The sequence below is a fragment of the Streptomyces venezuelae genome, from assembly GCF_008642295.1.
GTDB classification, from domain to species: domain Bacteria; phylum Actinomycetota; class Actinomycetes; order Streptomycetales; family Streptomycetaceae; genus Streptomyces; species Streptomyces venezuelae_C.
On the sequence record NZ_CP029190.1, the window covers coordinates 5,596,998 to 5,619,739 of the forward strand.

Annotated in this window: 18 protein-coding genes and 1 tRNA gene; 9 read left to right on the forward strand and 10 right to left on the reverse strand. The window is 69.1% G+C overall.

Annotation, left to right across the window (positions count from 1 at the left end):
* Positions 1–16: 16 nt before the first annotated feature.
* The 6 genes from DEJ50_RS25200 (at position 17) to DEJ50_RS25225 (ending at position 9,525) form a co-directional block, all read left to right on the forward strand.
* On the forward strand, positions 17–364 hold the full coding sequence (locus DEJ50_RS25200) for a chorismate mutase (RefSeq protein ID WP_223837906.1): 348 nt from the start codon (positions 17–19) through the stop codon (positions 362–364).
* 52 nt (positions 365–416) lie between these two features.
* Positions 417–2,966 carry an aminopeptidase N gene (gene pepN, locus DEJ50_RS25205; RefSeq protein ID WP_150210386.1) on the forward strand — a complete coding sequence of 850 codons (2,550 nt, stop codon included), beginning with the start codon at positions 417–419 and terminating at the stop codon, positions 2,964–2,966.
* Between the two features lie 382 nt (positions 2,967–3,348).
* Positions 3,349–3,969, forward strand: a complete 621-nt coding sequence (locus DEJ50_RS25210; protein ID WP_223838168.1) for a DUF3800 domain-containing protein — start codon at positions 3,349–3,351, stop codon at positions 3,967–3,969.
* A gap of 200 nt (positions 3,970–4,169) precedes the next feature.
* A complete protein-coding gene (locus DEJ50_RS25215) occupies positions 4,170–6,332 on the forward strand; it encodes a hypothetical protein (protein WP_150210388.1) in 2,163 nt (720 codons plus the stop codon).
* A 320-nt stretch (positions 6,333–6,652) separates the two neighbouring features.
* Positions 6,653–8,107: a pyridoxal phosphate-dependent decarboxylase family protein gene (locus DEJ50_RS25220; protein WP_150210389.1), complete on the forward strand. Its 1,455-nt coding sequence runs from the start codon at positions 6,653–6,655 to the stop codon at positions 8,105–8,107.
* The gene (locus tag DEJ50_RS25225) at positions 8,104–9,525 is read left to right on the forward strand and encodes a lysine N(6)-hydroxylase/L-ornithine N(5)-oxygenase family protein (RefSeq protein ID WP_150210390.1); all 1,422 of its coding nucleotides are present in this window, start codon (positions 8,104–8,106) and stop codon (positions 9,523–9,525) included. Before DEJ50_RS25220 ends, DEJ50_RS25225 begins: the two co-directional genes overlap by 4 nt.
* A gap of 10 nt (positions 9,526–9,535) precedes the next feature.
* Here DEJ50_RS25225 and DEJ50_RS25230 read toward each other — a convergent pair whose 3' ends face one another.
* Positions 9,536–11,326 (reverse strand): bifunctional metallophosphatase/5'-nucleotidase, encoded by a 1,791-nt coding sequence (locus DEJ50_RS25230; RefSeq protein WP_150210391.1) that lies wholly within the window; start codon positions 11,324–11,326, stop codon positions 9,536–9,538.
* Positions 11,327–11,410: 84 nt separating this feature from the next.
* Here DEJ50_RS25230 and DEJ50_RS25235 point away from each other — a divergent pair, with 84 nt between their 5' ends.
* Complete coding sequence (locus DEJ50_RS25235; protein WP_150210392.1) at positions 11,411–12,118, forward strand: SIMPL domain-containing protein; 708 nt, start codon at positions 11,411–11,413, stop codon at positions 12,116–12,118.
* A gap of 135 nt (positions 12,119–12,253) precedes the next feature.
* The gene (gene pyk / locus DEJ50_RS25240) at positions 12,254–13,681 is read left to right on the forward strand and encodes a pyruvate kinase (RefSeq protein WP_150210393.1); all 1,428 of its coding nucleotides are present in this window, start codon (positions 12,254–12,256) and stop codon (positions 13,679–13,681) included.
* Positions 13,682–13,712: 31 nt separating this feature from the next.
* Here pyk and DEJ50_RS25245 read toward each other — a convergent pair whose 3' ends face one another.
* Both DEJ50_RS25245 and DEJ50_RS25250 read right to left on the reverse strand, forming a co-directional pair.
* Positions 13,713–14,492, reverse strand: a complete 780-nt coding sequence (locus DEJ50_RS25245) for a helix-turn-helix domain-containing protein (RefSeq protein ID WP_150210394.1) — start codon at positions 14,490–14,492, stop codon at positions 13,713–13,715.
* Between the two features lie 84 nt (positions 14,493–14,576).
* Positions 14,577–14,660, reverse strand: a tRNA-Leu gene (locus DEJ50_RS25250).
* A gap of 91 nt (positions 14,661–14,751) precedes the next feature.
* Here DEJ50_RS25250 and DEJ50_RS25255 point away from each other — a divergent pair.
* Positions 14,752–15,405, forward strand: a complete 654-nt coding sequence (locus DEJ50_RS25255) for an ANTAR domain-containing response regulator (RefSeq protein ID WP_150210395.1) — start codon at positions 14,752–14,754, stop codon at positions 15,403–15,405.
* A 70-nt stretch (positions 15,406–15,475) separates the two neighbouring features.
* Here DEJ50_RS25255 and DEJ50_RS25260 read toward each other — a convergent pair whose 3' ends face one another.
* The 7 genes from DEJ50_RS25260 to DEJ50_RS25290 form a co-directional block, all read right to left on the reverse strand.
* A complete protein-coding gene (locus DEJ50_RS25260) occupies positions 15,476–16,192 on the reverse strand; it encodes an ABC transporter ATP-binding protein (RefSeq protein WP_150210396.1) in 717 nt (238 codons plus the stop codon).
* The gene (locus DEJ50_RS25265) at positions 16,189–17,163 is read right to left on the reverse strand and encodes an ABC transporter ATP-binding protein (protein ID WP_150210397.1); all 975 of its coding nucleotides are present in this window, start codon (positions 17,161–17,163) and stop codon (positions 16,189–16,191) included. The genes DEJ50_RS25260 and DEJ50_RS25265 overlap by 4 nt, the downstream gene beginning before the upstream one ends.
* A gap of 3 nt (positions 17,164–17,166) precedes the next feature.
* Complete coding sequence (locus DEJ50_RS25270) at positions 17,167–18,984, reverse strand: branched-chain amino acid ABC transporter permease (protein ID WP_150210398.1); 1,818 nt, start codon at positions 18,982–18,984, stop codon at positions 17,167–17,169.
* A gap of 5 nt (positions 18,985–18,989) precedes the next feature.
* Positions 18,990–19,910, reverse strand: coding sequence for a branched-chain amino acid ABC transporter permease (locus DEJ50_RS25275; RefSeq protein WP_150210399.1), 921 nt, complete (start codon positions 19,908–19,910; stop codon positions 18,990–18,992).
* Positions 19,911–20,027: 117 nt separating this feature from the next.
* Positions 20,028–21,260, reverse strand: coding sequence for a branched-chain amino acid ABC transporter substrate-binding protein (locus DEJ50_RS25280; protein ID WP_150210400.1), 1,233 nt, complete (start codon positions 21,258–21,260; stop codon positions 20,028–20,030).
* Between the two features lie 300 nt (positions 21,261–21,560).
* Positions 21,561–22,172, reverse strand: a complete 612-nt coding sequence (locus tag DEJ50_RS25285; RefSeq protein WP_150210401.1) for a Tat pathway signal sequence domain protein — start codon at positions 22,170–22,172, stop codon at positions 21,561–21,563.
* Between the two features lie 110 nt (positions 22,173–22,282).
* Positions 22,283–22,741 carry a PaaI family thioesterase gene (locus DEJ50_RS25290; RefSeq protein ID WP_150210402.1) on the reverse strand — a complete coding sequence of 153 codons (459 nt, stop codon included), beginning with the start codon at positions 22,739–22,741 and terminating at the stop codon, positions 22,283–22,285.
* Between the last annotated feature and the right edge of the window lies 1 nt (position 22,742).

The following is a 22,742-nucleotide window of genomic DNA, read 5'->3' on the forward strand; positions in this document are numbered from 1 at the left end:
CGTAAGCTCAAGGACCATGAACAGCAGCGACGACGTGATTGCCGAGGCCCTCACCGCCGAGGACCTGACCGCCCCCGAGGTGGTCGCCGAACTGGCCCGGCTCCGGGACAGCATCGACAACATCGACGCGGCCGTGGTCTACATGCTCGCCGAACGCTTCAAATGCACCCAGCAGGTCGGCCACCTCAAGGCCCGGCACCAGCTGCCCCCCGCCGACCCCGGCCGCGAGGCCCGCCAGATCGCCCGGCTGCGCCAGCTCGCCGAGAACGCCAAACTCGACCCGGCCTTCGCCGAGAAGCTTCTGAACTTCATCATCGCCGAGGTCATCCGCCACCACGAGACGATCGCTGCGGGCGAAGAATAAGGCGGCCGGAGGCCCCTGTGACCCGGCCGCTCCGTCGGGCAGCATGGGCCCCATGCCCGTACTGACGCGCAACGAAGCGCACACCCGCGCCCAGCTCCTCGACGTCCACCGCTACACGGTCACCCTCGACCTGACCGGCGGAGACACCGGCTTCGACTCGACCACCGTCATCCGCTTCACCACACGCGCAGCGGGCGACACCTTCGTCGAACTGAAACCCGAAGAGCTGCGCTCCGCCACCCTCGACGGCGACCCCGTCGACCCGGCGACCCTCACCGACAACCGGCTGCCCCTCACCGGCCTCACCGAGGGCCCGCACGAGCTGCGCGTCGACACCCGGATGCGCTACTCGCACACGGGCGAGGGCATGCACCGCTTCACCGACCCGGCCGACGACCGGACGTACGTCTACACCCAGATGTTCATGGACGACGTGCAGCGCGTGTTCGCCGCCTTCGACCAGCCCGACCTCAAGGCCGTCTTCGAGTTCACCGTCACCGCCCCGGCCGGCTGGACCGTCCTCGCCAACGGCATCACCGAGCACACCGGCACCCGCGACACCGACGGCGCCGGCATCTGGCAGTCCGCCGCCACCCCCGTCATCTCCACCTACCTGGCCGCCGTCGCCGCCGGCCCCTGGCACTCGGTGACCACCGAACACGCCGGACTGCCCTTCGGTATCCACTGCCGCCAGTCCCTGGCCCCCCACATGGACACCGACGCCGAGGAGATCCTCTCCGTCACCAAAGCCTGCTTCGACCGCTACCAGCAGAAGTTCACCGAGCCCTACCCCTTCGACTCCTACGACCAGGCCTTCGTCCCCGAATTCAACGCCGGCGCCATGGAAAACCCCGGCCTGGTCACCTTCCGTGACGAGTTCATCTTCCGCTCGGCCGTCACCGACACCGAACGCCAGACCCGCGCCATGGTCATCTCCCACGAAATGGCCCACATGTGGTTCGGCGACCTGGTCACCCTCCGCTGGTGGGACGACATCTGGCTGAACGAGTCCTTCGCCGAATACATGGGCTACCAGACCGCCGCGGAAGCCACCCGCTTCACCGGCGCCTGGACCGAATTCGGCATCACCCGCAAGGCCTGGGGATACGACGCCGACCAGCGGCCCTCCACCCACCCCGTCGCCCCCGACCCCGACGGAGTCCCCGACACCGCCGCCGCCCTCCTCAACTTCGACGGCATCTCCTACGCCAAGGGCGCCTCCGCCCTCCGCCAGCTCGTCGCCTGGCTCGGCGAAAAGGACTTCCTGGCCGGCATCAACACCCACTTCGCCCGCCACAAATTCGCCAACGCCTCCCTCGCCGACTTCGTCGACTCGCTGGCCGCCCACACCGACCGCGACGTCCACGCCTGGGCCGACACCTGGCTGCGCACCACCGGCATCGACACCCTCACCCCCCGGATCCAGGAGAGCACCGGAGGCTGGACCCTCACCGTCGACCACAACGGCAGCCGGCCGCACCGCATCACCGCCGGCCTGTACGACCGCACCCCCGACGGCCAACTGGAACTCCGCGAGCACCTCGACCTGGACGTCCCCTCCGACGAGATCATCTCCGTCGCCGGGCCCCGCCCCACCCTCCTCCTCCTCAACGACGGCGACCTCGGCTACGCCAAGATCCGCTTCGACGAGACCTCCCGGGAGACGGCCCTCCGCTCGCTCTCCGCGATCCCCTCCGCCCTGACCCGCGCCGTCGTGTGGAACGCCCTCCGCGACATGGTCCGCGACGGCGAACTCGGACCCGTCGCCTACCTGGAGACCGTCCACGCGCACCTCCCGGAGGAGACCGACCTCGCCATCGTCCAGGGCGTCCTCGGCTTCGCCCGCACCCAGATCGCCGACCGCTACCTCCCGGCCGCCGACCGCCCCGGCGCCCTCGCCCTCATCACCTCCGTCGCCCGCGCCCTGATCCGCCGTACCGAAGGCCTGACCTCGGAGGACTGGACCAGCACCGCCGCCACCTCAGGCACCGGACCCGGCCTGCGCCTCGCCGCCGTACGCACCTTCATCGACAGCGCCACCCAGCCCGACGCCATCGCCGCCTGGCTGGCCGACGGCACCGTCACCGGCGGCCCCGAACTCGACCCCGAGCTGCGCTGGCGCATCCTCGCCCGGCTCGCCGTCCTCGGCGCGATCGACGAACCCGAGATCGCCGAAGCCCTCGCCGCCGACCCCAGCGCCACCGGCCAGGAAGGCGCGGCCCGCTGCCGGGCGGCCCTGCCCCACCCGGAGGCCAAGGCCATCGCCTGGGACCGCATGTTCCACGACGACACCCTGTCCAACTACCTGTTCACCGCGACCGCGCAGGGCTTCTGGCAGCCCGAGCAGTCCGAACTCGTCGGTTCCTACGTCCCCCGCTTCTACACCGACGCGGTCGCCCTCGCCGCCCGCCGCGGCCCCGCCATCGCCGAAGCGGCGGGCCGCCACGCGTTCCCCGTGTACGCCATCGACGAGGACAACCTCCAGCTGGCCCGCACCTGCCTGAAGCACGAGGACCTCCTCCCCCTCCTCCGCCGCAAACTCACCGACCACCTGGACGACCTCACCCGCGCGTTGAACGTGGGCCGGGTCAACGGCAGGTAGCGGGGCGGGACTTCACTCCCGGCTCTCCAAGTGCGGGGGGAGTCGGGAGGTTTGGCTGCAGGAGGGAATATCTGACGCTGTGACAGGTGAGGTGCTAGTGTCTTCCATGACACACGCCACTTGGTGATACGTGACGCGGTGTCCGGCATTGGCCGGATGCTCCGGTAGGAGCCCCGAACTGGCCCTGTTGCCCCGACCGTATAGGGCGAAAGGGTGCGAGCGACGGTCCGTCGAGCGAATCTCCGGGTCGACGCAGCGCGTATCGCATGGATCCACACCCCGGGTCGAGCGGTGCAGCCGCACGACACCCGAGTCCTGACTGGATCCATCGAAGGGCATTCCAGCCATCAACGCGCACCACTCCGTCGACCAGATCATCTACATCGACGACTCCGGTATCCCCAACACGTTCGCCTCCTTCACCGCCATCGCCGCGGAACCCGCCGCGTGGCACGCGTTCGACCGGGCCTGGGCCGAACTCCGCTTAACGTGGTTCCACGATTACGGTGTTCCGGTCGAATACGAGCTTCACGCCAGCCCCTTCCTCGGCGGCCGGGGGCGACCCGGCGCACGCAACCCCACGAAGGCCGACCGCCGCCGCATGGCGCAGAGCGCGTTGGACCTGATCGGCGGAAGCCCTGGACTGGCTGTCCGCTCGGTCTATTCCGTCCATCGTGACTTCCGTGCGGCCAAACAGCTCGCCTTCACCGGGCTCGTACGCGAGGTGGACAGCCGGCTCGCACAGGACGGCCAGACCGCCGGCCTCGTCATCGACGGCGACGGAACCGACCGCCTGTACGACCAGGTGTACGACGAACTCCAGCCAACCGGCATCGTCCGCCCCGTCCTCCAGGTCCCCGCCCACGAATCCGTACCGCTCCAGGCCGCCGACCTGGTGGCCTGGACCGCCTGTCAGGTCATCGCCGGCGACAGGGGGCAGGACTACGCACGGCACTGGCACCAGCGCCACCTGCCGAAGGCTGCGCTGCCGCGAGAGGCGTGAACCCGCACACGACGGAGCCCCGGCCTACCGGCCGGGGCTCCGTGAAAGCAGACCTGGCCGCACCAAGGCGCGACCCGGACTACGCCTCCAGTGTAGCGGCCTTTACCACACGAGGCCATTGGAATGGTCAGAGCCTCACCCTCAGAACACCTGAAAATCGAAGGAGAAGGATGGGAATTCCGACTCAATTCCAAGAGCCTGTGACAACTGAAGGTGATGAGGCGGAGGAGGCCGGTCAGGGGCCACAAACGTTTACCTTCCTTTACGAGAACGAACAGTTCACGGTCTCCGGGTTCGAGCGAAGCCTCCCCGACCTCTCTTCGGTATCCGAGCGAGGGGCACTGGTCAAGGCCGGCCTGACGTCGACAGGCACGGCACTGGGGCTGGACTCCTGGCACGCGGTCGCCCGCGCGATTGTCTCCCCCGACTCGGCGGCAGCTCAGCTTCGCGCCCAGAAGGGCCGACTCGCCGCACTCATCGAGGAGCATGTCGAAGGCGCCACGCTGCGGTCGCTCCACACCCGGGCCTGGCTCACCGAACTCTTCCCAGGACTGCAGCCGCGTACCGGACAGGAAGCCCTGCCCATCGAGGACCCCCACGTACTCGGTGATATCGACGACACCGGCAAGCCACTCGCCTGCGTTGTCTACACCTACCGTGACCTCGCACACCTTCGCGCACACCTCAGGCAGACCATCGCAGCAACCCGGCGAGCCAACCCGGATCCGTACGACCAGTCGATCCTCGCCCGACGGATCACCCGAGCCGTCATCGCCCATCCGGCGCGCCTCGAATTCACAGACGGGTCCGAGCCGATCGACGTGCTGGTGGTCCGCGACGGCATCACCAGGCTCACCAGCGCCTGGGCCCTCCTCACGGGAGAGGACTCGCCCGGACCGGAGCAGATTGCCAGGACAGCCACAGATCTGCTGCTCGCCGAGAAGCCCCAACGCCGCGGAATGGAGAAGCCGCGCAGCCAGCGCATGGCCGTCGGACGTCAGGAAGCCCTCGCCGGCCTCCAGGCCGAGTTCTACCAAGGGCTCGGCTCCCAGCACCCCGCAGACCGGTCCGTCCGGCTGGGGCAGACCCTCGTGGTGCCGGCACAGATCACCGTGGGTCTCCGCATGCACGGGGCGACCGGGCTCCCGGCCGAGGAAGTGTTCGACGACGCGGTCCGTAGCATCCTCGCCTCGGTGCACGTCGAGTTCAAAGTCTGGGAATCCGCCGCCCAGAACGTGGAAGTCGGCTCGCGCGCCCTGCGCAGGGTCCATCTCAGCGGCCAGACGGAGACCGCGCTGCTCGAAGGAACGGTGGGTCTCGCACTCGGCCGCAGAAGCCCGGAAGAACTCCCGCAGATCTTCAACGACCAGCGCATTCCGGGAACACCGCTCTGGCGAGCCGTCTACCTGGTCCACCAACTCACCAGGCCGGAGGTGTTCGACCAGGTCAAGCGCCATGCCAAGGACATCAAGGGCACCCGCCGGATGACGACCCCGGGCTATGCGGAACTCCTGGGGCCGATCATCGACCTGCCGTGGCGGGGGGCCAAATCGGCCACGCTGAAGCAGGCGCGCAACGCATGGGCCAACGGCGGCGTGCTGTCGAAGGCGGTGATGGGCGAGTGGTCCCCGGTCCCTTGCGAGGACTTCACCACCCTTGTCCCGCCGGCCCTTGCCGGTGACAGGGACGCTCAGCGGACACTGGCGGTCGCGGGCGGAACAGCCCTGCTGACCGACAAGCTGGTGACACGGAACGTCGGCTCGGCCGTCGGCAACACGGTCCCCTGGCGGACCAACGTCGACCAGCTGATCGCGGGCCTCGCCGAGAACGAAGAGGGCCTGTGGCTCCTGGCGGTCGCGGCCAATGCCTTCGACGCGGAACGCGAATGCGCGAACTCCTTCTCGCCGGCGCAGCTGCTCAGCCGCGATCAGGCAGAGATGTACACCATCCCGGACGTCGACCTCGCCCGCCCGGACCGGCTCCGCAGAGACCGAGGTGGCGTCGCAGCCCTGGCCCTTACCCCCTGGCGACTGGTACTGGCTTCCGACCCCGTCAGAGCGCGGGAGCTGGAGGACGAGGAAGAGGGCGAGGACACAGAGCTCGACATCGCCGAACTCATCGAAACCAAGCGGCGGGCACTCGTACGGGCCATCGAGACCGCCGAGGAGAAACTCGACGACCTCCTCGCCTGCGTCGCATCGCCCGAGGCCAAGCAGACGACACTGACCGCCTTCGGCTCCCTTCCGGAGTGGGAGCCCATCGACGACCGGGTTCGTGCGCTGGCGGCCGTCATCTACAACCACCGGCCGGAAGCGCTGGACGAGGACGACGAGGACGAGGAGACCGAAGAGGACTGGGAGTAGACCGGGCCTGCCAGAAGCACCGGACGGGCCGGGGCGGACCGCCGGGCGAAGCCCTGGCGGGGGAGGAGCCGGGGCGGAGCCCAGAATCGGCCGGGCGGAGCCCGGGAAGCGGGGTCCGGGCCGGAGCCCCCCCACGCGGCGGAGCCCCATATCGGTACAGCCGGGGGAGGGGCGGGTGGGGGAACGGTGCCGCGCAGCGTCAACCCGCCCGCCGAGATCAACCGTGTGGCCGGAACCCGGGGTTACCTCCACCCCCACCCACTCGTTGCACCCACCGGGGCACACCCCCACCCCGCCCCCGCCCGCGCAACGAGGACCCCATGCCAGCGCACCCCGGCCCGCACCCGCCCCCCACCGGCGGAGCCGACGGCCCGCCCGGACCGCCGCTCCCGCCCCTCGCCGGCGGCGCCGACGGCCCTGCCGCCCTGCGCCCCCTCCTCGACACCGTCCTCGACGCCCTGCACGCCGGCGCCCGCGACCGCCACGGCCCCCTCCCCGCCGGCGGCCCCTCAGCCGTCGCCGACTCCATCAGCGCACTGGGCGACGTACTCCCCACCACCGGCACCGGCACCGCCGAAGCCCTCAGCACCCTCGTCCACACCCTCGCCGCCGGCTCCGCAGACCCCGCCGAACCCCTCTGCGCCGCCCACCTCCACACCCCGCCCCTCGCCCTCGCCGCCGCCGCGGACCTCGCCGCCTCCGTCCTCAACGCCTCCCTCGACTCCTGGGACCAGGCCCCCGCCGCCTCCGCCCTCGAAGCCCGCCTCACCCGAGCCCTCGCCGCCGCCCTCTACCCCGGCCACCCCACCGCCGACGCCCTCGTCACCACCGGCGGCACCGAGTCCAACCAGCTCGCCCTGCTCCTCGCCCGGGAACGCCACGGCCCCGCCCTCACCGTGCTCCACGGCGCCAACGCCCACCACTCCATCCCCCGCGCCGCCTGGCTCCTCGGCCTCCCCACCCCCCGCACCCTCCCCACCCCCACCGGCACCCTCGACCCCGCCACCCTCGACCGGGCCCTCGCCGACACCCCCGGCCCCGCCCTCGTCACCGCCACCGCCGGTACCACCGACGCCGGCCTCATCGACCCCCTCGACGCCCTCGCCGACGTCTGCGACCGGCACCACGCCGACCTCCACATCGACGCCGCCTACGGCGGAGCCCTCGCCCTCAGCTCCGACCCCCGCCACCACACCCCCCTGCACGGCCTCCAACGAGCCCGATCGGTCACCCTCGACCTGCACAAACTCGGCTGGCAGCCGGTCGCCGCCGGACTCCTCGCCGTCCCCGACGACACCCTCCTCACTCCGCTCGCCCACCAGGCCGACTACCTCAACGCCGCCGACGACACCGAAGCCGGCCTCCCCGACCTCCTCGGCCGTTCGCTGCGCACCACCCGCCGCGCCGACGCCCTCAAGATCGCGGTCACCTTCCGCGCCCTCGGCCGGAACGGCCTCGCCCAGCTCATCGACAGCACCCTCACGGCCGCCCGCCGGCTCGCCCGCCTCCTCGAAGCCGACCCCCGCTTCGAACTCCACTCGGCGCCCACCCTCAGCACCGTCCTCTTCCGCCCCGCCGGCGCCCGCGACGAAGACCTTGCCGCCCTCCGCCGCAGCCTCCTCCACGGCGGCCACGCCGTCCTCGGCCGGGCCCTCGCCGACGGCCGCCTCTGGCTCAAGGCCACCCTCCTCAACCCCCACACCACGGCTGCGGACCTGGACACCCTGGTGCGCGTCCTCCGACACGTCCCGGAAGCGGAAGGTACCCAGCGATGACCGCCCAGCTCGATGCACCCCACGACCTCGTCGGAATCGGCATCGGCCCCTTCAACCTCTCCCTCGCCGCCCTCGCCCACGGCCTCCAGCAGCACGAATGGTCAGGCGGCGGCCTCAGCACCGCCTTCTACGACCAGTCCCGCGACTTCCGCTGGCACCCCGGCCTCCTCATCGACGGAGCCACCCTCCAGGTCCCCTTCCTCGCCGACCTCGTCACCCTCGCCGACCCCACCAGCCCCTGGACCTTCCTCAACTACCTCAAGCACAAGGAACGTCTCTTCCCCTTCTACTTCGCCGAGCACTTCCACATCCAGCGCGCCGAGTACGACGCCTACTGCCGCTGGGTCGCCGGCCGGCTCCCCGGACTCCACTTCGGCCACCAGGTCGACGCCGTCCGCTGGAACCCCGAACACGACCTCTTCGAAATCGACTTCACCCAACTCGATGCCGACGGCGAAGCCGGAGCCCTCGGCCGCACCCACACCCGCCACCTCGCCCTCGGCGTCGGCACCGCCCCGCACATCCCCGAACCGCTCCGCCCCCTCGCCGAAGCACCCACCGTCCCCGTCATCCACTCCGCCGACTACCTCGACAACCGGGCCCGCATCCTCGGCGCCGAACACGTCACCGTCATCGGATCCGGCCAGTCCGGCGCCGAAATCTTCCTCGACCTGCTCCGCTCCCGCCCCGTCGGCCGCGAACGCCTCACCTGGCTCGCCCGCACCCCCTCCTTCGCCCCCATGGAGTACTCGAAGCTCGGCCTGGAACACTTCACCCCCGACTACACCCACTACTTCCACGCCCTCCCCGAACCCGTCCGCGACCAGCTCGTCCCCGCCCAATGGCAACTCCACAAAGGCATCGACGCCGGCACCATCGCCGCCATCCACGACGAGCTCTACCGACGCACCCTCCACGGCGGCTGGCCCGACGCCGTCCTCACCCCCGGCGTCACCGTCCGCACCGCCGGCCGCATCGCCACCACCAAGGTCGAACTCCACCTCGAACACACCCAGCAGAGCACCCGGTCCCGGCTCACCACCGACGCCGTCGTCCTCGCCACCGGATACCGCGAACGACCGCTCAGCGGCCTCCTCGCCGGACTCGACCCCTACCTCCGCAGGGACTCCGCCGGACGCCCCCGCATCGACCGCAACCACCGGATGATCCTCGACCCCGCCATCACCGGATCGGTCTTCGTCCAGAACGGCGAACGCCACACCCACGGCGTCGGCACCCCCGACCTCGGCCTCGCCGCCTGGCGCAGCGCAGCCATCCTCAACACCCTCACCGGCAAGGACCCCTACCCCCAGCCGGCCCGTACCGCCTTCACCACCTTCGGCCTCGACCAGCGGGAACAGCACCGCCACCGCCCACCGGCAACCGGCGAACTGCTCCCACTCGTCGAACACCTCTGAACTATCTGAACTAGAAGACCAGCACCCCGGCCCGGGTCAGCCGCCAGTCCACCGAAGCGAACTGCGCCGGATCCACCGTCCCCTTCGCCTTCACCCACTGGATGATCGTGTTACGGATTTCATCCGAGTTCGCCCACACCTGCCGGGCCCCCGCCACATGCGGGAACGCCCCGCCGCCGGACGCCCGGTAGTTGTTCACCGCGAGCACGAACTGCGCAGCCGGGTCCACCGGCACGCCCCCGAACGACAGCCCGGTGATCCGCGACCCCACCGGCTGCGCAATGTCGATGTCGTACGTCAACCCGTACACCGCGTCGTAGTTGTAGTCCGGAATGCCCTCCGCATTCGTCAGCTTCGCCGCATCCACCGGAGCCTCCGGCGCCGTCCGCACGAAATACCGGGCCGAGTACTCCAGATAGTCCCTCAGCTGCGCACCCGTCAGCACCCGTGCCTCCAGCGTGTTCTCGAACGGGTACAGACCCGCCGCATCCCGGATCGTCACCTGACCCGCCGGAATCGCCGCCGTCCGGGAGAAGCACGAGGCCTGCGACAGCACCGGCAACGCCGCCCACTCCGAACCGGCCAGCGCCCCCCGCACCGTCTCCGCCTGCACATGGTTGATCAGATCGATGATCGCCACGTCCTTGACCGGACCCTCGGCCGACACCATCGCCTGCGTGGACGTCCCGATCACCTGGTTCACATACGCCACCACCTTGCGGTGCTCGTCCGACAGCAGCCGGACGATCTTCGGGTCCTCCGCGACCGTGTTCGAGTTCAGCACCTTCGCCGACACCCGCTCCACCGACCACCGGCCCCGCGACCACACCAGCTCGAAATCGAACAGAGTCAGCCGCTGCCCCCACTTCAACGGCTCCGACAGCACCACGTCCTTGCCGGTCGCCTTGTTCTTCACCCGGTACTCCGGGATCTCCGTGTGCGCATGCCCCACCAGGATCGCGTCGATCCCCGGCACCTGCTCCGCCACCAGACCCGCCGCATTCTCCACATACGGCAGCTGATCACCGTACGAAGACGTACCGCTCGACCCCGAATGCGCCGACACGATCACCACATCCGCACCCATCGACCGCAGCCGCGGCACATACTTCGCCGCCTGCTCCTCCAGCCCCGGGAACGTCATCTTCCCCTGCACGTTCGCCTTGTCCCAGATCGCGATCCCCGGATTCGTCAGACCCAGCACCGCCACCTTCACATCCCGCCCGCACGGCGTCCGCAACCGGTGCACGCTGTACGGCGGAAACGCCGGCCGCGCCGTCTTCGCATCCAGCGCATTCGCCCCCAGCAGCGGGAAATCACACTGCTCCTCGAACTTCCGCAACACCGGAATGCCGTAATTGAACTCGTGGTTCCCGAGCGCCGCCGCGTCATAGCCGATCGCATTCATCGCCTGCGCCATCGGATGCACCGGACCACGCCGCGCCGTGATCGGATCCACCTTCGCGTAGTAGTACGACAACTGGGTGCCCTGAATCGTGTCGCCCGCATCGATCAGCAGCGTGTTCCGCCGCCCCTTCTCCGCACGCACCTGCTCGACCAGCGTCGAGATCTTCGCCAGACCGACATCGTTGTGCGCCTTGTCGTCGAACTCCCGGTCCGTGAAGTAGTCCCAGTTGAAGACGTTCCCGTGCAGATCGGTCGTCCCCATCACCGTGAACGAGTACGTCCGCGGCGGCCTGCCACCGTGCGCGGCAGCCGGCGCAGCCGAACCCCCCGCCAGCGCAACGGCCGCACCCGTAGCGGCCGTGGTCCCCAGAAACGTCCTGCGATCGAACGCCATGCCATCTCCCCATGTGAGGCGTGAACACTGAACAACGCGCGTAGATTCTGCCCCCCAACGGGTGACAGTGCGAGAGTGATGTTCATGACCTCAGACGCAGCGCCCGCCCAGCCCTACGGAACCCCCGAAGTGCCCCGCGTCGCCGTCCGCGGCGAGGCCCGCCTCGAAGTCGACCCCGAAATCGCCCGCATCGGCATCAGCGTCAGCGCCCGCGGCACCGACCGCCGCACCGCACTCGAAGACCTCACCCGCCGCAACAACGCCGTCCTCGACCTCATCAAGAGCTACGGCGACCCGGTGGAGAAACTCGAAACCGGAGCCTTCTCCATCACCCCCGAACTCACCCGCCACGGCCGCGGCGAACGCATCCGCGCCTACCACGGACGCGTCCACATCACCGCCGAACTCAACGACTTCACCGCCCTCGGCGAACTCACCACCCGCCTCGCCGACCTCGACCTCACCCGCGTCGACGGCCCCTGGTGGGCCCTGCGCCCCGACTCACCCGCCCACGGCCAGGCCCGCCGCCAAGCCGTCCTCGAAGCCGTCCAGCGCGCCCGCGAATACGCCGAGGCCCTCGGCGCCCGCCTCGCCGCCCTCCTCGAACTCGCCGACCTCGGCGCCGAGAACGCCGCCCCCGTCGCCATGGCCGCCCAGGGCGGCGCATTCCGCGCCATGGCCTACGGAGCCGCCGAAGACGCCGGAGCGCCCCCGCTTGACCTCGAACCCCAGCGCCAGACCGTCTACGCCCAGGTCAACGCACGCTTCACCATGACCCCGCCACAGCTCTGACCCGCCACCCCCGGGGGTGCTCATCAGAGCGCCCCCGCGCCCATTCAACACATGTCAACAAGCTTTTCCCCAAAGGTTGTTGGGCGGACACCGACACCCCACTTCCTACCGCCCGGTAGGGCATACGCTCGGCCCATGCGCCGAGCGAAAATCGTATGTACCCTGGGCCCCGCCACCGCCTCATACGACCAGATCAAGGCCCTGGTCGAAGCCGGAATGGACATCGCCCGCCTCAACCTCAGCCACGGCACCTACGCCGAACACGAGGAGCGCTACCAGCGCGTGCGAAAGGCTTCCGACGAGACCGGCCGCAGCGTCGGAATCCTCGCCGACCTTCAAGGCCCGAAGATCCGACTCGGCCGCTTCCGCGAAGGACCCGTACTCCTTGAACGCGGTGACGAATTCACCATCACCGTCGAAGACATCGAAGGCGACCGCCACATCTGCGGCACCACCTACGACGGCCTCGCCGACGACGTCACCACCGGCGAACGCATCCTCGTCGACGACGGCCGCGTCACCCTCCAGGTCACCGCCATCGAAGGCCCCCGCGTCCACACCACCGTCATCGAAGGCGGCATGGTCTCCGACCACAAGGGCCTCAACCTCCCCGGCGTCGCCGTCTCCGTCCCCGCCCTCTCCACCAAGGACGTCGAAGACCTCCGCTGGGCCCTGCGCACCGGCGCCGACGTGATCGCCCTCTCCTTCGTCCGCAGCGCCGACGACATCACCGACGTCCACCGCATCATGGCCGAGGAAGGCCGCCGCCTCCCCGTCATCGCCAAGATCGAAAAGCCGCAGGCCGTCGAGAACATCGACGAGATCGTCGCCGCGTTCGACGGCATCATGGTCGCCCGCGGCGACCTCGGCGTCGAAATGCCCCTGGAACTCGTCCCCATCGTCCAGAAGCGCGCCATCAAGCTCGCCAAGCGCAACGCCAAGCCCGTCATCGTCGCCACCCAGATGCTCGACTCGATGATCGACAACTCCCGCCCCACCCGGGCGGAAGCCTCCGACGTCGCCAACGCCATCATCGACGGCACCGACGCCGTCATGCTTTCGGGCGAAACCAGCGTCGGCAAATTCCCCGTCGAAACCGTCCGCACCATGTCCCGCATCGTGGCCGCCGCCGAGGAAGACATCCTCGCGAAGGGGTTGCCGCCGCTCACCGAACGCAATAAGCCCCGGACGCAGGGGGGTGCGGTCGCGCGAGCCGCCGCCGAAATGGGCGACTTCCTCGGCGCCAAGTTCCTGGTCGCCTTCACCCAGAGCGGCGACACGGTCCGCCGCCTCTCCCGCTACCGCTCACCGATCCCGCTCCTGGCCTTCACCCCGGAGCCGGCCACCCGCTCCCAGCTCAACCTCACCTGGGGGGTGGAAACCTTCCTCGGACCGCACGTGGACTCCACCGACGCGATGGTCGCCCAGGTCGACGAGGAACTCCTGCGGATCGGGCGCTGCGTCCCGGGTGACGTGGTGGTCATCACCGCGGGCTCCCCGCCCGGCGTCCCGGGCTCCACCAACCTGGTCCGCGTCCACCACATCGGCGACCCCCTCCGCTGACACCCCGCTCCGCGCCGCGCCGGCCCCGAGCTCAGTGCTTGGGGCCGACGTGCAGATCCATGAGGGCGACGGACGCTTTGCGGGCGATGGACACGTTGTACGGCTTGCCGTGGCGGGTGCAGTTCCTCCACGCGACCCCGAGGCGGTCGAGTGTGTCCGTGAAGAGCCGCCTGATGTCGTCCGAGACGTTGGTGAACCAGTACCGCGGGTACTCGTACCGCTTGCCGTTGCGGACGGTCCAGTTCGTGATGCGGCAGCCGTCCGAGTGGATCAGCCCTCTGACGAACTCCCATGGGTGTCCATCGACGATCTCCTGCTGCCATGCTTCGAGCGCTATCAGGCGTTCATGCTTCCTGCCCGGTCCGTGCTGTGGGAACAGGCAGGGCAGGTGTTTCGAGTACACCTTGACGTTGTGGGCACCCTTCACACGAACCCGGCAGGTCGAGCGCGCTGGGAACACCGTTCGCAGTGCCGCTTCTGCCTCGTTCTGGATGCCGGGCCAATGGTCGTCCAACGTGATCATGAGGCTGTACGTCCGGTGCCCGGAGTACTTGCTGATGTGGCCGTCGCCCAGATACAGCCCTAGGAGGTACGAGTAGGCGGCACGGTCCAGAGGTGCGTCATGGCAGCGTGGGCAGTCCCGGGAACCTCCTCGTCCCGGACACTCGCCGCGTTTGGCACGGTCCAGGTGCTTCCAGTAGCCGATGGTGCCGAGGGGAACGCTGAGCCGTCGGGCGACCTCCGCGTTCTTGACGCCGGAGCGGAGGAGCGTGAGTGCGACCTGGCGCACTTCGAGGCTGTGAAAGTGCATGCGATTACTCTGGGCGAGCGGGCCCGCCTCAGAATGCGAAAAAGCGAACGTTCACACGAAGGTGAACGTCCGCTTTTCGGACGGTGCCGGGTATGGGATTCGAACCCACACGTCCTTTCGGACAGAGGTGTTTGAGACCTCCGCGTCAGCCAGTTGCGCCAACCCGGCGTGCTGCATGTCGGAGTGTACCGGGTGCGTGCGCGAGCGCGCTGCTAGGTAGGCTCATCCAAGCAGCACCGCCCCGCATCAAGGAGCCACCGTGACCGCCGAGCACGAGTCGACGCCTACGCCCGACGCCGACCAGTCGCACGTCCCCCCGCTGACGACCCGCGTCGTCATCGCCGAGGACGAGGCGCTCATCCGGCTCGACCTCAAGGAGATGCTGGAGGAGGAGGGCTACTCCGTCGTCGGTGAGGCCGGCGATGGGCAGACGGCGGTGGAGCTGGCCCGGGAGCACCGGCCCGATCTGGTGATCCTCGATGTGAAGATGCCCGTTCTCGACGGGATCTCCGCGGCTGAGAAGATCGCCGAGGAGTCCATCGCCCCCGTCCTCATGCTGACCGCGTTCTCGCAGCGCGATCTCGTCGAGCGGGCCCGGGACGCCGGTGCCATGGCGTACCTGGTCAAGCCGTTCAGCAAGAGCGATGTGGTGCCCGCCATCGAGATGGCGGTGTCGCGGTTCTCGGAGCTGAAGGCTCTGGAGAAGGAGGTCGCCGACCTCTCGCAGCGGCTGGAGACGCGGAAGCTGGTGGACCGGGCGAAGAGCGTGCTGCAGACGCAGTACGGGCTGACCGAGCCGGCTGCGTTCCGGTGGATCCAGAAGACGTCGATGGACCGGCGGATGTCCATGCAGCAGGTGGCCGAGGCCGTCATCGAGGACGCCGAGGAGAAGAAGAACGCCGCCCAGGGGTGACCCCGGGCAAACACCGAGGCCCGGCTCCCCCGAGGGAGCCGGGCCTCAGTCGTCGGGCCTGGGCGGGAGGTCAGTCCTCGCCGAGGTAGGCCTTGCGGACGTCCTCGTTGGTGAGGAGGTCACGGCCCGGGCCGGACAGGACGACCTTGCCGATCTCCATGACGTGGCCCTGGTCGGCCAGCGAGAGCGCGGCCTGCGCGTTCTGCTCGACCAGCAGGATGGTGGTCCCGGAGGCCTTGAGCTCGCTGATGGTCGCCATGATCTTCTGCATCATCAGCGGGGACAGGCCCATGGAGGGCTCGTCGAGCATGAGCAGCTTCGGCTGGGACATGAGCGCCCGGCCCATGGCCAGCATCTGCTGCTCGCCGCCCGAGAGGGTGCCCGCGGCCTGCTTGCGGCGCTCGCCCAGGATCGGGAAGAGGTCGTAGGCGCGCTGGACGTCCCGGTTGATGCCGTCCTTGTCCTTGCGGAGGAAGGCACCGAGGAGCAGGTTGTCCTCGATCGTCATGCGCGGGAAGATGTGCCGCCCCTCGGGGGAGTGGGCGAGTCCGAGCGAGACGATCTGGTGGGCGGGGACCTTCTTGAGGGACCGGCCGTTGAACTTGATCTGGCCGCCCTTGGGCTTGATCAGGCCGGAGAGGGTCCGCAGGGTGGTGGTCTTGCCCGCGCCGTTGGTGCCGATGAGGGTGACGACCTGGCCGGCTTCGACCTTGAAGGAGATGCCCTTGACGGCTTCGATCTTGCCGTAGGCGACGCGGAGGTCCTCGACCTCCAGGAGTGCGGTCACTTGGCCTCTCCGTCCGTGCTGGTGGTGCTGTCCGCCGGGGTGTCGTCGCCGTTGGTGTCCGCCGGGGCGTCTGCCGGGGCGTCTGCCTCGGTGTCCTCCTCGGTGTTCTCCTCGGCGATGGCTTCGGCGGCTTCGATCTCCGCGGCTTCGACCTCGGCGGCCTCTTCGGCGCCGGGGGCGCCTTCGAAGGGTTCGCCGAGGTAGGCGGCGACGACGCGTTCGTCGCTCTGGACCTCGGTCGCGCTGCCTTCGATGAGCTTTTCGCCCTGGACGAGGCAGGCGACGCGGTCGCAGAGGTTGAAGATGAAGCGCATGTCGTGCTCGATGACGAGGACGGCGATGCCCTGGTCCCGGATGGCGAAGATGAGTTCTTCGGTGGCCCGGGTCTCCTGCGGGTTCATGCCGGCGGTGGGCTCGTCGAGCAGGATCAGGCCGGGGTCGCTGGCCAGGGCCCGGGCGATCTCCAGCTTGCGCTGCTCACCGTAGGGGAGGTTGAGGGCCAGGTGTTCGGCCTTGTGGGCCAGGCCGATGAACTCCAGGAGTTCCATGGCCCGCTCGCGGCTGGCGGCTTCCTCCTTGTGGAAGCCGGGCAGGCGCAGCATGGCGGACCAGAGGCCCTCCTTGGTGCGGGTGTGGCGTCCGACGAGGACGTTTTCCAGGACCGTCATGTTGTTGAAGAGACGGATGTTCTGGAAGGTGCGGGCGATGCCGGCCGCGGTGACCTTGAAGGACTTGGGCGGCAGGACCGTGCCCTTGTAGCGGACCTCGCCCTCGGTGGGGATGTAGAGGCCGGTGAGGCAGTTGAAGAAGGTGGTCTTGCCGGCGCCGTTGGGGCCGATGAGGCCGACGATCTCGCCGCTCTTGACGGTGAGGTCGACGTTCTTCACGGCGGTGAGGCCGCCGAACCGCATGGTGACGCCACGTGCGTCCAGGACGGTCTCCGCCTGGGTGGCGGTGGTGGTGGTCGTCATGGGTCAGGCCCCTGCCTTGCTGAGGACTGTGGGCGCTTCGAGGTCCTTGTGGAGCTCGAGCTGGTTGCGCCGGTTGGGGATGAGGCCCTCGGGACGCAGGCGCATCAGGATGACGAGCGCGATTCCGAAGGCGAGGAGCTGGTACTCGCCGAGCGACTGGAGCTTGTTGGGGAGCAGGAAGAGGAGTGCTCCGCCGACGAGCGGGCCGGAGATGGTGCCCATGCCGCCGAGGACGACTGCGGCGAGGAGGAAGGCGGAGTTCGGCGGGACGGCGTTGGCGAACACGTACTGGTCGGGGGTGACCGTGTAGTTGACGTGTGCCTGGACGGCTCCGGCGAAGCCGGCGAGGGTGGCGCCGAGGGCGAAGGCGATGAGCTTGACGCGGAAGCCGTTGATGCCCATGGCTTCGGCGGCGGTTTCGTCCTCGCGGATGGCGACCCAGGCGCGGCCGATGCGGGATTCGGCGCTCCGGCGGAAGACCAGGATCACGATGAGGGTGATCAGGAGCATCAGCAGGAAGTAGTTGGCGAACCGGCCGATGGTGAATCCGGCGATGGTGTGTGCTGCGCCGAAGTCGAACCCGAAGAGGTTGACGTTGGGGACGTTGGCGATGCCGTTGGGGCCGTTGGTGACGTCGGGGCCGGAGACTCCGTCGAGGTTGTTCATCGAGATACGGAAGATCTCTCCGAAGCCGAGGGTCACGATGGCGAGGTAGTCGCCGCGCAGTCGCAGGGTCGGGGCGCCGATGAGGACGCCGAAGACCATGGAGGCGAGGGCGCCGACGAGGAGTGCGGCCCAGAAGGGCAGGTGCACGCCGAACGGCGAGTTGGGGGAGCCGGAGACCAGGGCGGCGGTGTAGGCGCCGACGCCGAGGAAGGCGACGTATCCGAGGTCGAGGAGGCCGGTGAGGCCGACGACGATGTTCAGGCCGAGGGCGACCGTGGCGAAGATGAGGATGTTGACGCCGAGGTTCGCGTACTGGTCGTCGGTCTGGGTGAGCGGGAAGGCTGCGGCGGCGGCGAAGGCGCCGACCAGGGCGACGTTGCGGTGCTTGGTGGTGAGTGCGGTGAAGCGGGCCACCAGGCCGGCCTTGCCGAGGGCGGCGAAGCCGAAGCCGGCGCAGATCAGGAAGCCGATGAAGAGTTCCTGGTACGGGGTGGTGATGCCGTACGTGAAGACGCCGAGGCCGAGTGCGAGGACCGCGGTGATGATCAGGATCTCGACGTAGGAGGGGAGGGCGCGGGCCGGGGTGGGGGTGCCGGCGGCGAAGGAGGCCTTGACCGTCGTCCACTGGTTGGCGGCGCCGTGCTTGAACTGGTCCCAGGGGCCGTCGTCCGGGTCGGCCGCTTCGAGCGCGGGGCGCTTGAAGGGCAGGGCGAGGGCGCCGAGGAGGGTGGCCAGGGTGGCGAGGGCCACGATGGCGCCGCCGGGTTCGAGGTCGACGAGGGCGCCGAGCTTGGCCACGATGGCGATGACGGTGTACCAGGCGGTGACGAAGGCGGCGAGGGCCGAGAGCTTGAGCGCCGCGTCGGCGCCGGCCGGGGCCAGCCAGCCGAGGCCCTTGACTCCGTAGGAGGCGAGGCCGAAGAGGGTGGTGAGGGCGCCGCCGACGAGGACGAGCCACTGGAGGCCGCCGGGGTATCCGTAGACGGTGAGGTCGCCGGGGAAGGCGGCCGTCCAGGTCCAGGAGAGGAAGCAGGAGGCGACGGTGAGGAGGCCGCCACCGGTGGCGAGGGCGCGGGCCGCCTTCTCGGGGATGGGGAGGAAGCCCTTGTCGGCTGCGGGGGTGGTCTGTGCGGTGTCCGCGGTGATGATCGTCATGTTTTTCACGCCCTGTCCGCCACGCGCTGCCCCAGCAGGCCCTGTGGCCGGAAGAGGAGCACGAGGATGAGGAGGACGAACGCCCAGGTGTTGCCCCAGGACTGTCCGCCGAGCTGCTCCATGCCGGGGATCTCGGAGACGTAGACGGTGGTCAGGGTCTCGGCGAGGCCGAGGACCAGGCCGCCGATCATGGCGCCGTAGATGTTCCCGATGCCGCCGAGGACGGCGGCGGTGAAGGCCTTCAGACCGAGCAGGAAGCCCATCTTGAAGTTGACTTCGCCGTACTTGAGGCCGTAGGCGACGGCGCCGACGGCGGCGAAGACGGCACCCAGGGCGAACGCCATCATGATGATGCGGTCGGTGTTGATGCCCATGAGCTTGGCGGTGTCGGGGTCCTGCGCGGTGGCCTGCATGCCGCGGCCGGTGCGGGTCTTCTTGACGAAGAAGCCGAGGAACGCCATGGAGATGGGGGCGGCGATCAGGAGGAAGACGTCGCCGGTCTGGATGGTGACGCTGCCGAAGTTGAAGGGGCCGCCCTCGATCTCGGGGAAGACCACGGAGGACGGGTACCAGGCCCAGACCGCCTGCTGCAGGACGATGGAGAGGCCGATGGCGGTGATGAGCGGGGCGAGTCGTGGTGCGTTGCGGAGGGGACGGTAGGCGAACCGTTCCGCGGCGACGGCGACGAGGGTGGCGACGACTATCGCGCCTATGAGCATGATCGGCAGGGCGAGCCACATGGTGGTGCCGCCGGGGAGGGCCATCCAGGCCCAGAGGGCTCCGAACCCTCCGATCATGAAGATCTCGCCGTGGGCGAAGTTGATGAGCTGGACGATGCCATAGACCATCGTGTAGCCGATGGCGACGAGCCCGTACATGGATCCCAGTAGCAGGCCGTTGACCAGCTGTTGCGGCAGTTCGTGCACCGCAGTCCTCCGAGTCTTTCGACGGATGTGACACCGCGCGGGGCGCTTTGTGGTGCGCGCCCCGCGCGGCAGGTGTGGGTGGGTGCCGGCCCGGTCAGCGGGCCGGCCGGGAGGAGGTCAGCCGCCGTAGGTGCCGGACTCGACGGACTTCCACTCGGTGCCCTCGACCTTGTAGACCGTGAGCTGCTTGTTGGTGGCGTCGCCGTACTCGTCGAAGGAGACCTTGCCGGTCACGCCCTCGAAGGAGACGCCCTGGACGGCCTCGAGGACCTTGGCGCGGGCGCCCTCGGGGAGCTTGCCGCTGTTGGCCTCGACGACCTTCTTGACGGCCTCGATGACCGCCCAGGCGGAGTCGTAGGAGTAGCCGCCGTAGGCCGCGTACGGGTCCTTGTAGCCGGCCTTCTCGTAGTTGGCGATGAACTCCTTGGCGGACGGCAGGCTTTCGACCGGGGCGCCGACGGAGGTGGCCAGGTCACCGGCGGAGCCGGAACCGGCGAGCTCGATGAACTTCTTGTCGTAGATGCCGTCGCCGCCGACGAGCGGGATGTTGGCGCCCGCGGCCTTGATCTGCTTGCTGAGCGGGCCGGCCGCCGGGTACTCGCCGCCGTAGTAGACGACGTCGGCGCCGGAGCTCTTGACCTGGGTCACGATCGCGGAGAAGTCCTTGGACTCCGGGTCGATGTGGCCCTCGCCGGCGACGGCGCCGCCGAGCTTGGTGAACTCGCCCTTGAAGGTGCCGGCGAGGCCTGCGCCGTAGGTCTTCTTGTCATCGATGATGAAGACCTTCTTCTTGCCGCCCTTGTTGTAGAGGTACTGCGCCGCGAACGGGCCCTGGATGGCGTCCGTGGTGGCGGTGCGGAAGTAGCTCTTGTAGGTGCGGGCCTTGGTGCCCTCGGCCCACTTGGGGCCCTGGGTCAGCGAGGGGCTGGTGTTGGCCGGGGAGATCTGGGCCAGCTTGGCGTCGTCGAAGACCTTCTGCATGGCCTCGGAGACGGAGGAGTTCAGCGGGCCGACGACGCCGAGGACGTCCTTGTTGGCGACGAGCTTGGTGGCGTTCTGCTGGCCGGAGGAGGCCTGCGCCTGGTCGTCGAGGGCCTCGACCTTGAAGGTGACGCCGGGGACGTACTTCTTCTCGTTGGCGGTCTTGGCCGCGAGGTCGGCGGAGTTCTTGATGCCGAGGCCGAGGGCCGAGAGGTCACCGGTCAGCGGGGCGTCGACGCCGATGACGACCGTGACGCCGCCGGCGGTGTCGCCGGCCTTGTTGCCTTCGTCGCGCGATCCACAGGCGGTGAGCGTGAGGGCACCCGCGGCGAGTGCGGCGGTCACGGCAATGAGCTTACGTTGACGCACGAGCAGTCCTTTCCAGGCACGGCGTCCCCCCTGGGACGCACCGAGTCGAACGCGGGAAACCGAACTGGAAGGAATCCGGTGGTCGCGGTGACTGGCCGTGACTCTAGGCGGCGGACCGGAGGTTATGGAGGGCTCGGGCCAATGATGTGACTCTCTTGTTATGCCACGGCGTAATGCATAGCGGATGTCTGTGGGTGGATCGGGGGAATTCCGGCCGGTTCGTCTTGTCCGTATGCTGAGACAGGGCAGGACTGTTTCTGAGTTTGAGTCCTGACTTCCCAGGAGTCTGAAGGGTTTTGGTCATGACGGTCTGCTCACGCTCTGGTCTCGTTCTTCGGGACAGGCCCTGGTCAGAGCCGCAGAAAGATCCCTGGCATATCGGTCACCGAGGATGTAACTGTGTGCCTCTTTTTGCTTTTCATTACTGAGGGTTACCTCTAGGAATGGGAGCCCCGCATTCCGTGCTACATGCACGCAATCGGTCGCAAGAATCTCCACCAGGACTTCACGGACCCCGCCCGCCTCCACCGTCACGGGCAACTGTGGCCGAATGTTCACCCTCAGTGCCCGTGACGGCTGGTCGATCCGCTCCACGATCACGGGTGTCCGGGAGGAGCTGCGGACACGGAGGGTGAAGGCGAACGAGCTGCCCGCCGGGGCCGGGTCCGCCGGTTCCCCGTATCTGAGCGTCACCTGCTGGGAGGGTGCGGGCGGAGGCAGCGGCTCCGGCGCGGGTGCGGGTTCGGGCCGGGTGATCAGGAGGTATCCGGCGGTCGCGCAGACCGCGCCGGCGACGGCCGCCGCCAGCGCGGTGCGGCCGTGCCGGAAGGCGGGCGCACGGGTGCGGGCGGCCGGCGGCGGCGCGCTCTCCGCGGTGCCCTCTCCGGGCTCGACGGGGCCGATGCCGCTCATGTCCGTACGCCGCCGGTCGGCGGGATGCGCCGCGGCGCCGGTCCGGTACCCATGCGGGGCACGCTAGACCGGCGCCGGAATGTTTACAACGCCCGGTGATTGCCGGGGTGTTACTCGTTCATGTCGCGCAGCAGGCAGGTGAGCCGGGCGGTGCAGACCCGCTTGTCCTGCTCGTCGGTGATGACGATCTCGTACGTGGCGGTGGACCGGCCGCGGTGGACGGGGGTGGCGGTGCCGGTGACCAGGCCGGAGCGGACGCCCCGGTGGTGGGTGCAGTTCAGGTCCACACCCACGGCGATCTTGGTGTGGCCGCCGTGCAGCATGGCGCCCACCGAGCCGAGGGTCTCGGCGAGCACGGCGGAGGCGCCGCCGTGCAGGAGGCCGTAGGGCTGGGTGTTGCCCTCGACCGGCATGGTGCCGACGACGCGGTCGGCCGCGGCTTCCAGGATGTGGATGTCCATCCGCTCGCCGAGGTGGCCCGCCGAGAACAGCGAGGGCAGGTCGATGCCCAGGGCTGCGTACTCGTCGAGGACCTCCTGCGGGAACTTCACGGCGTGCTGCTCGCCCATG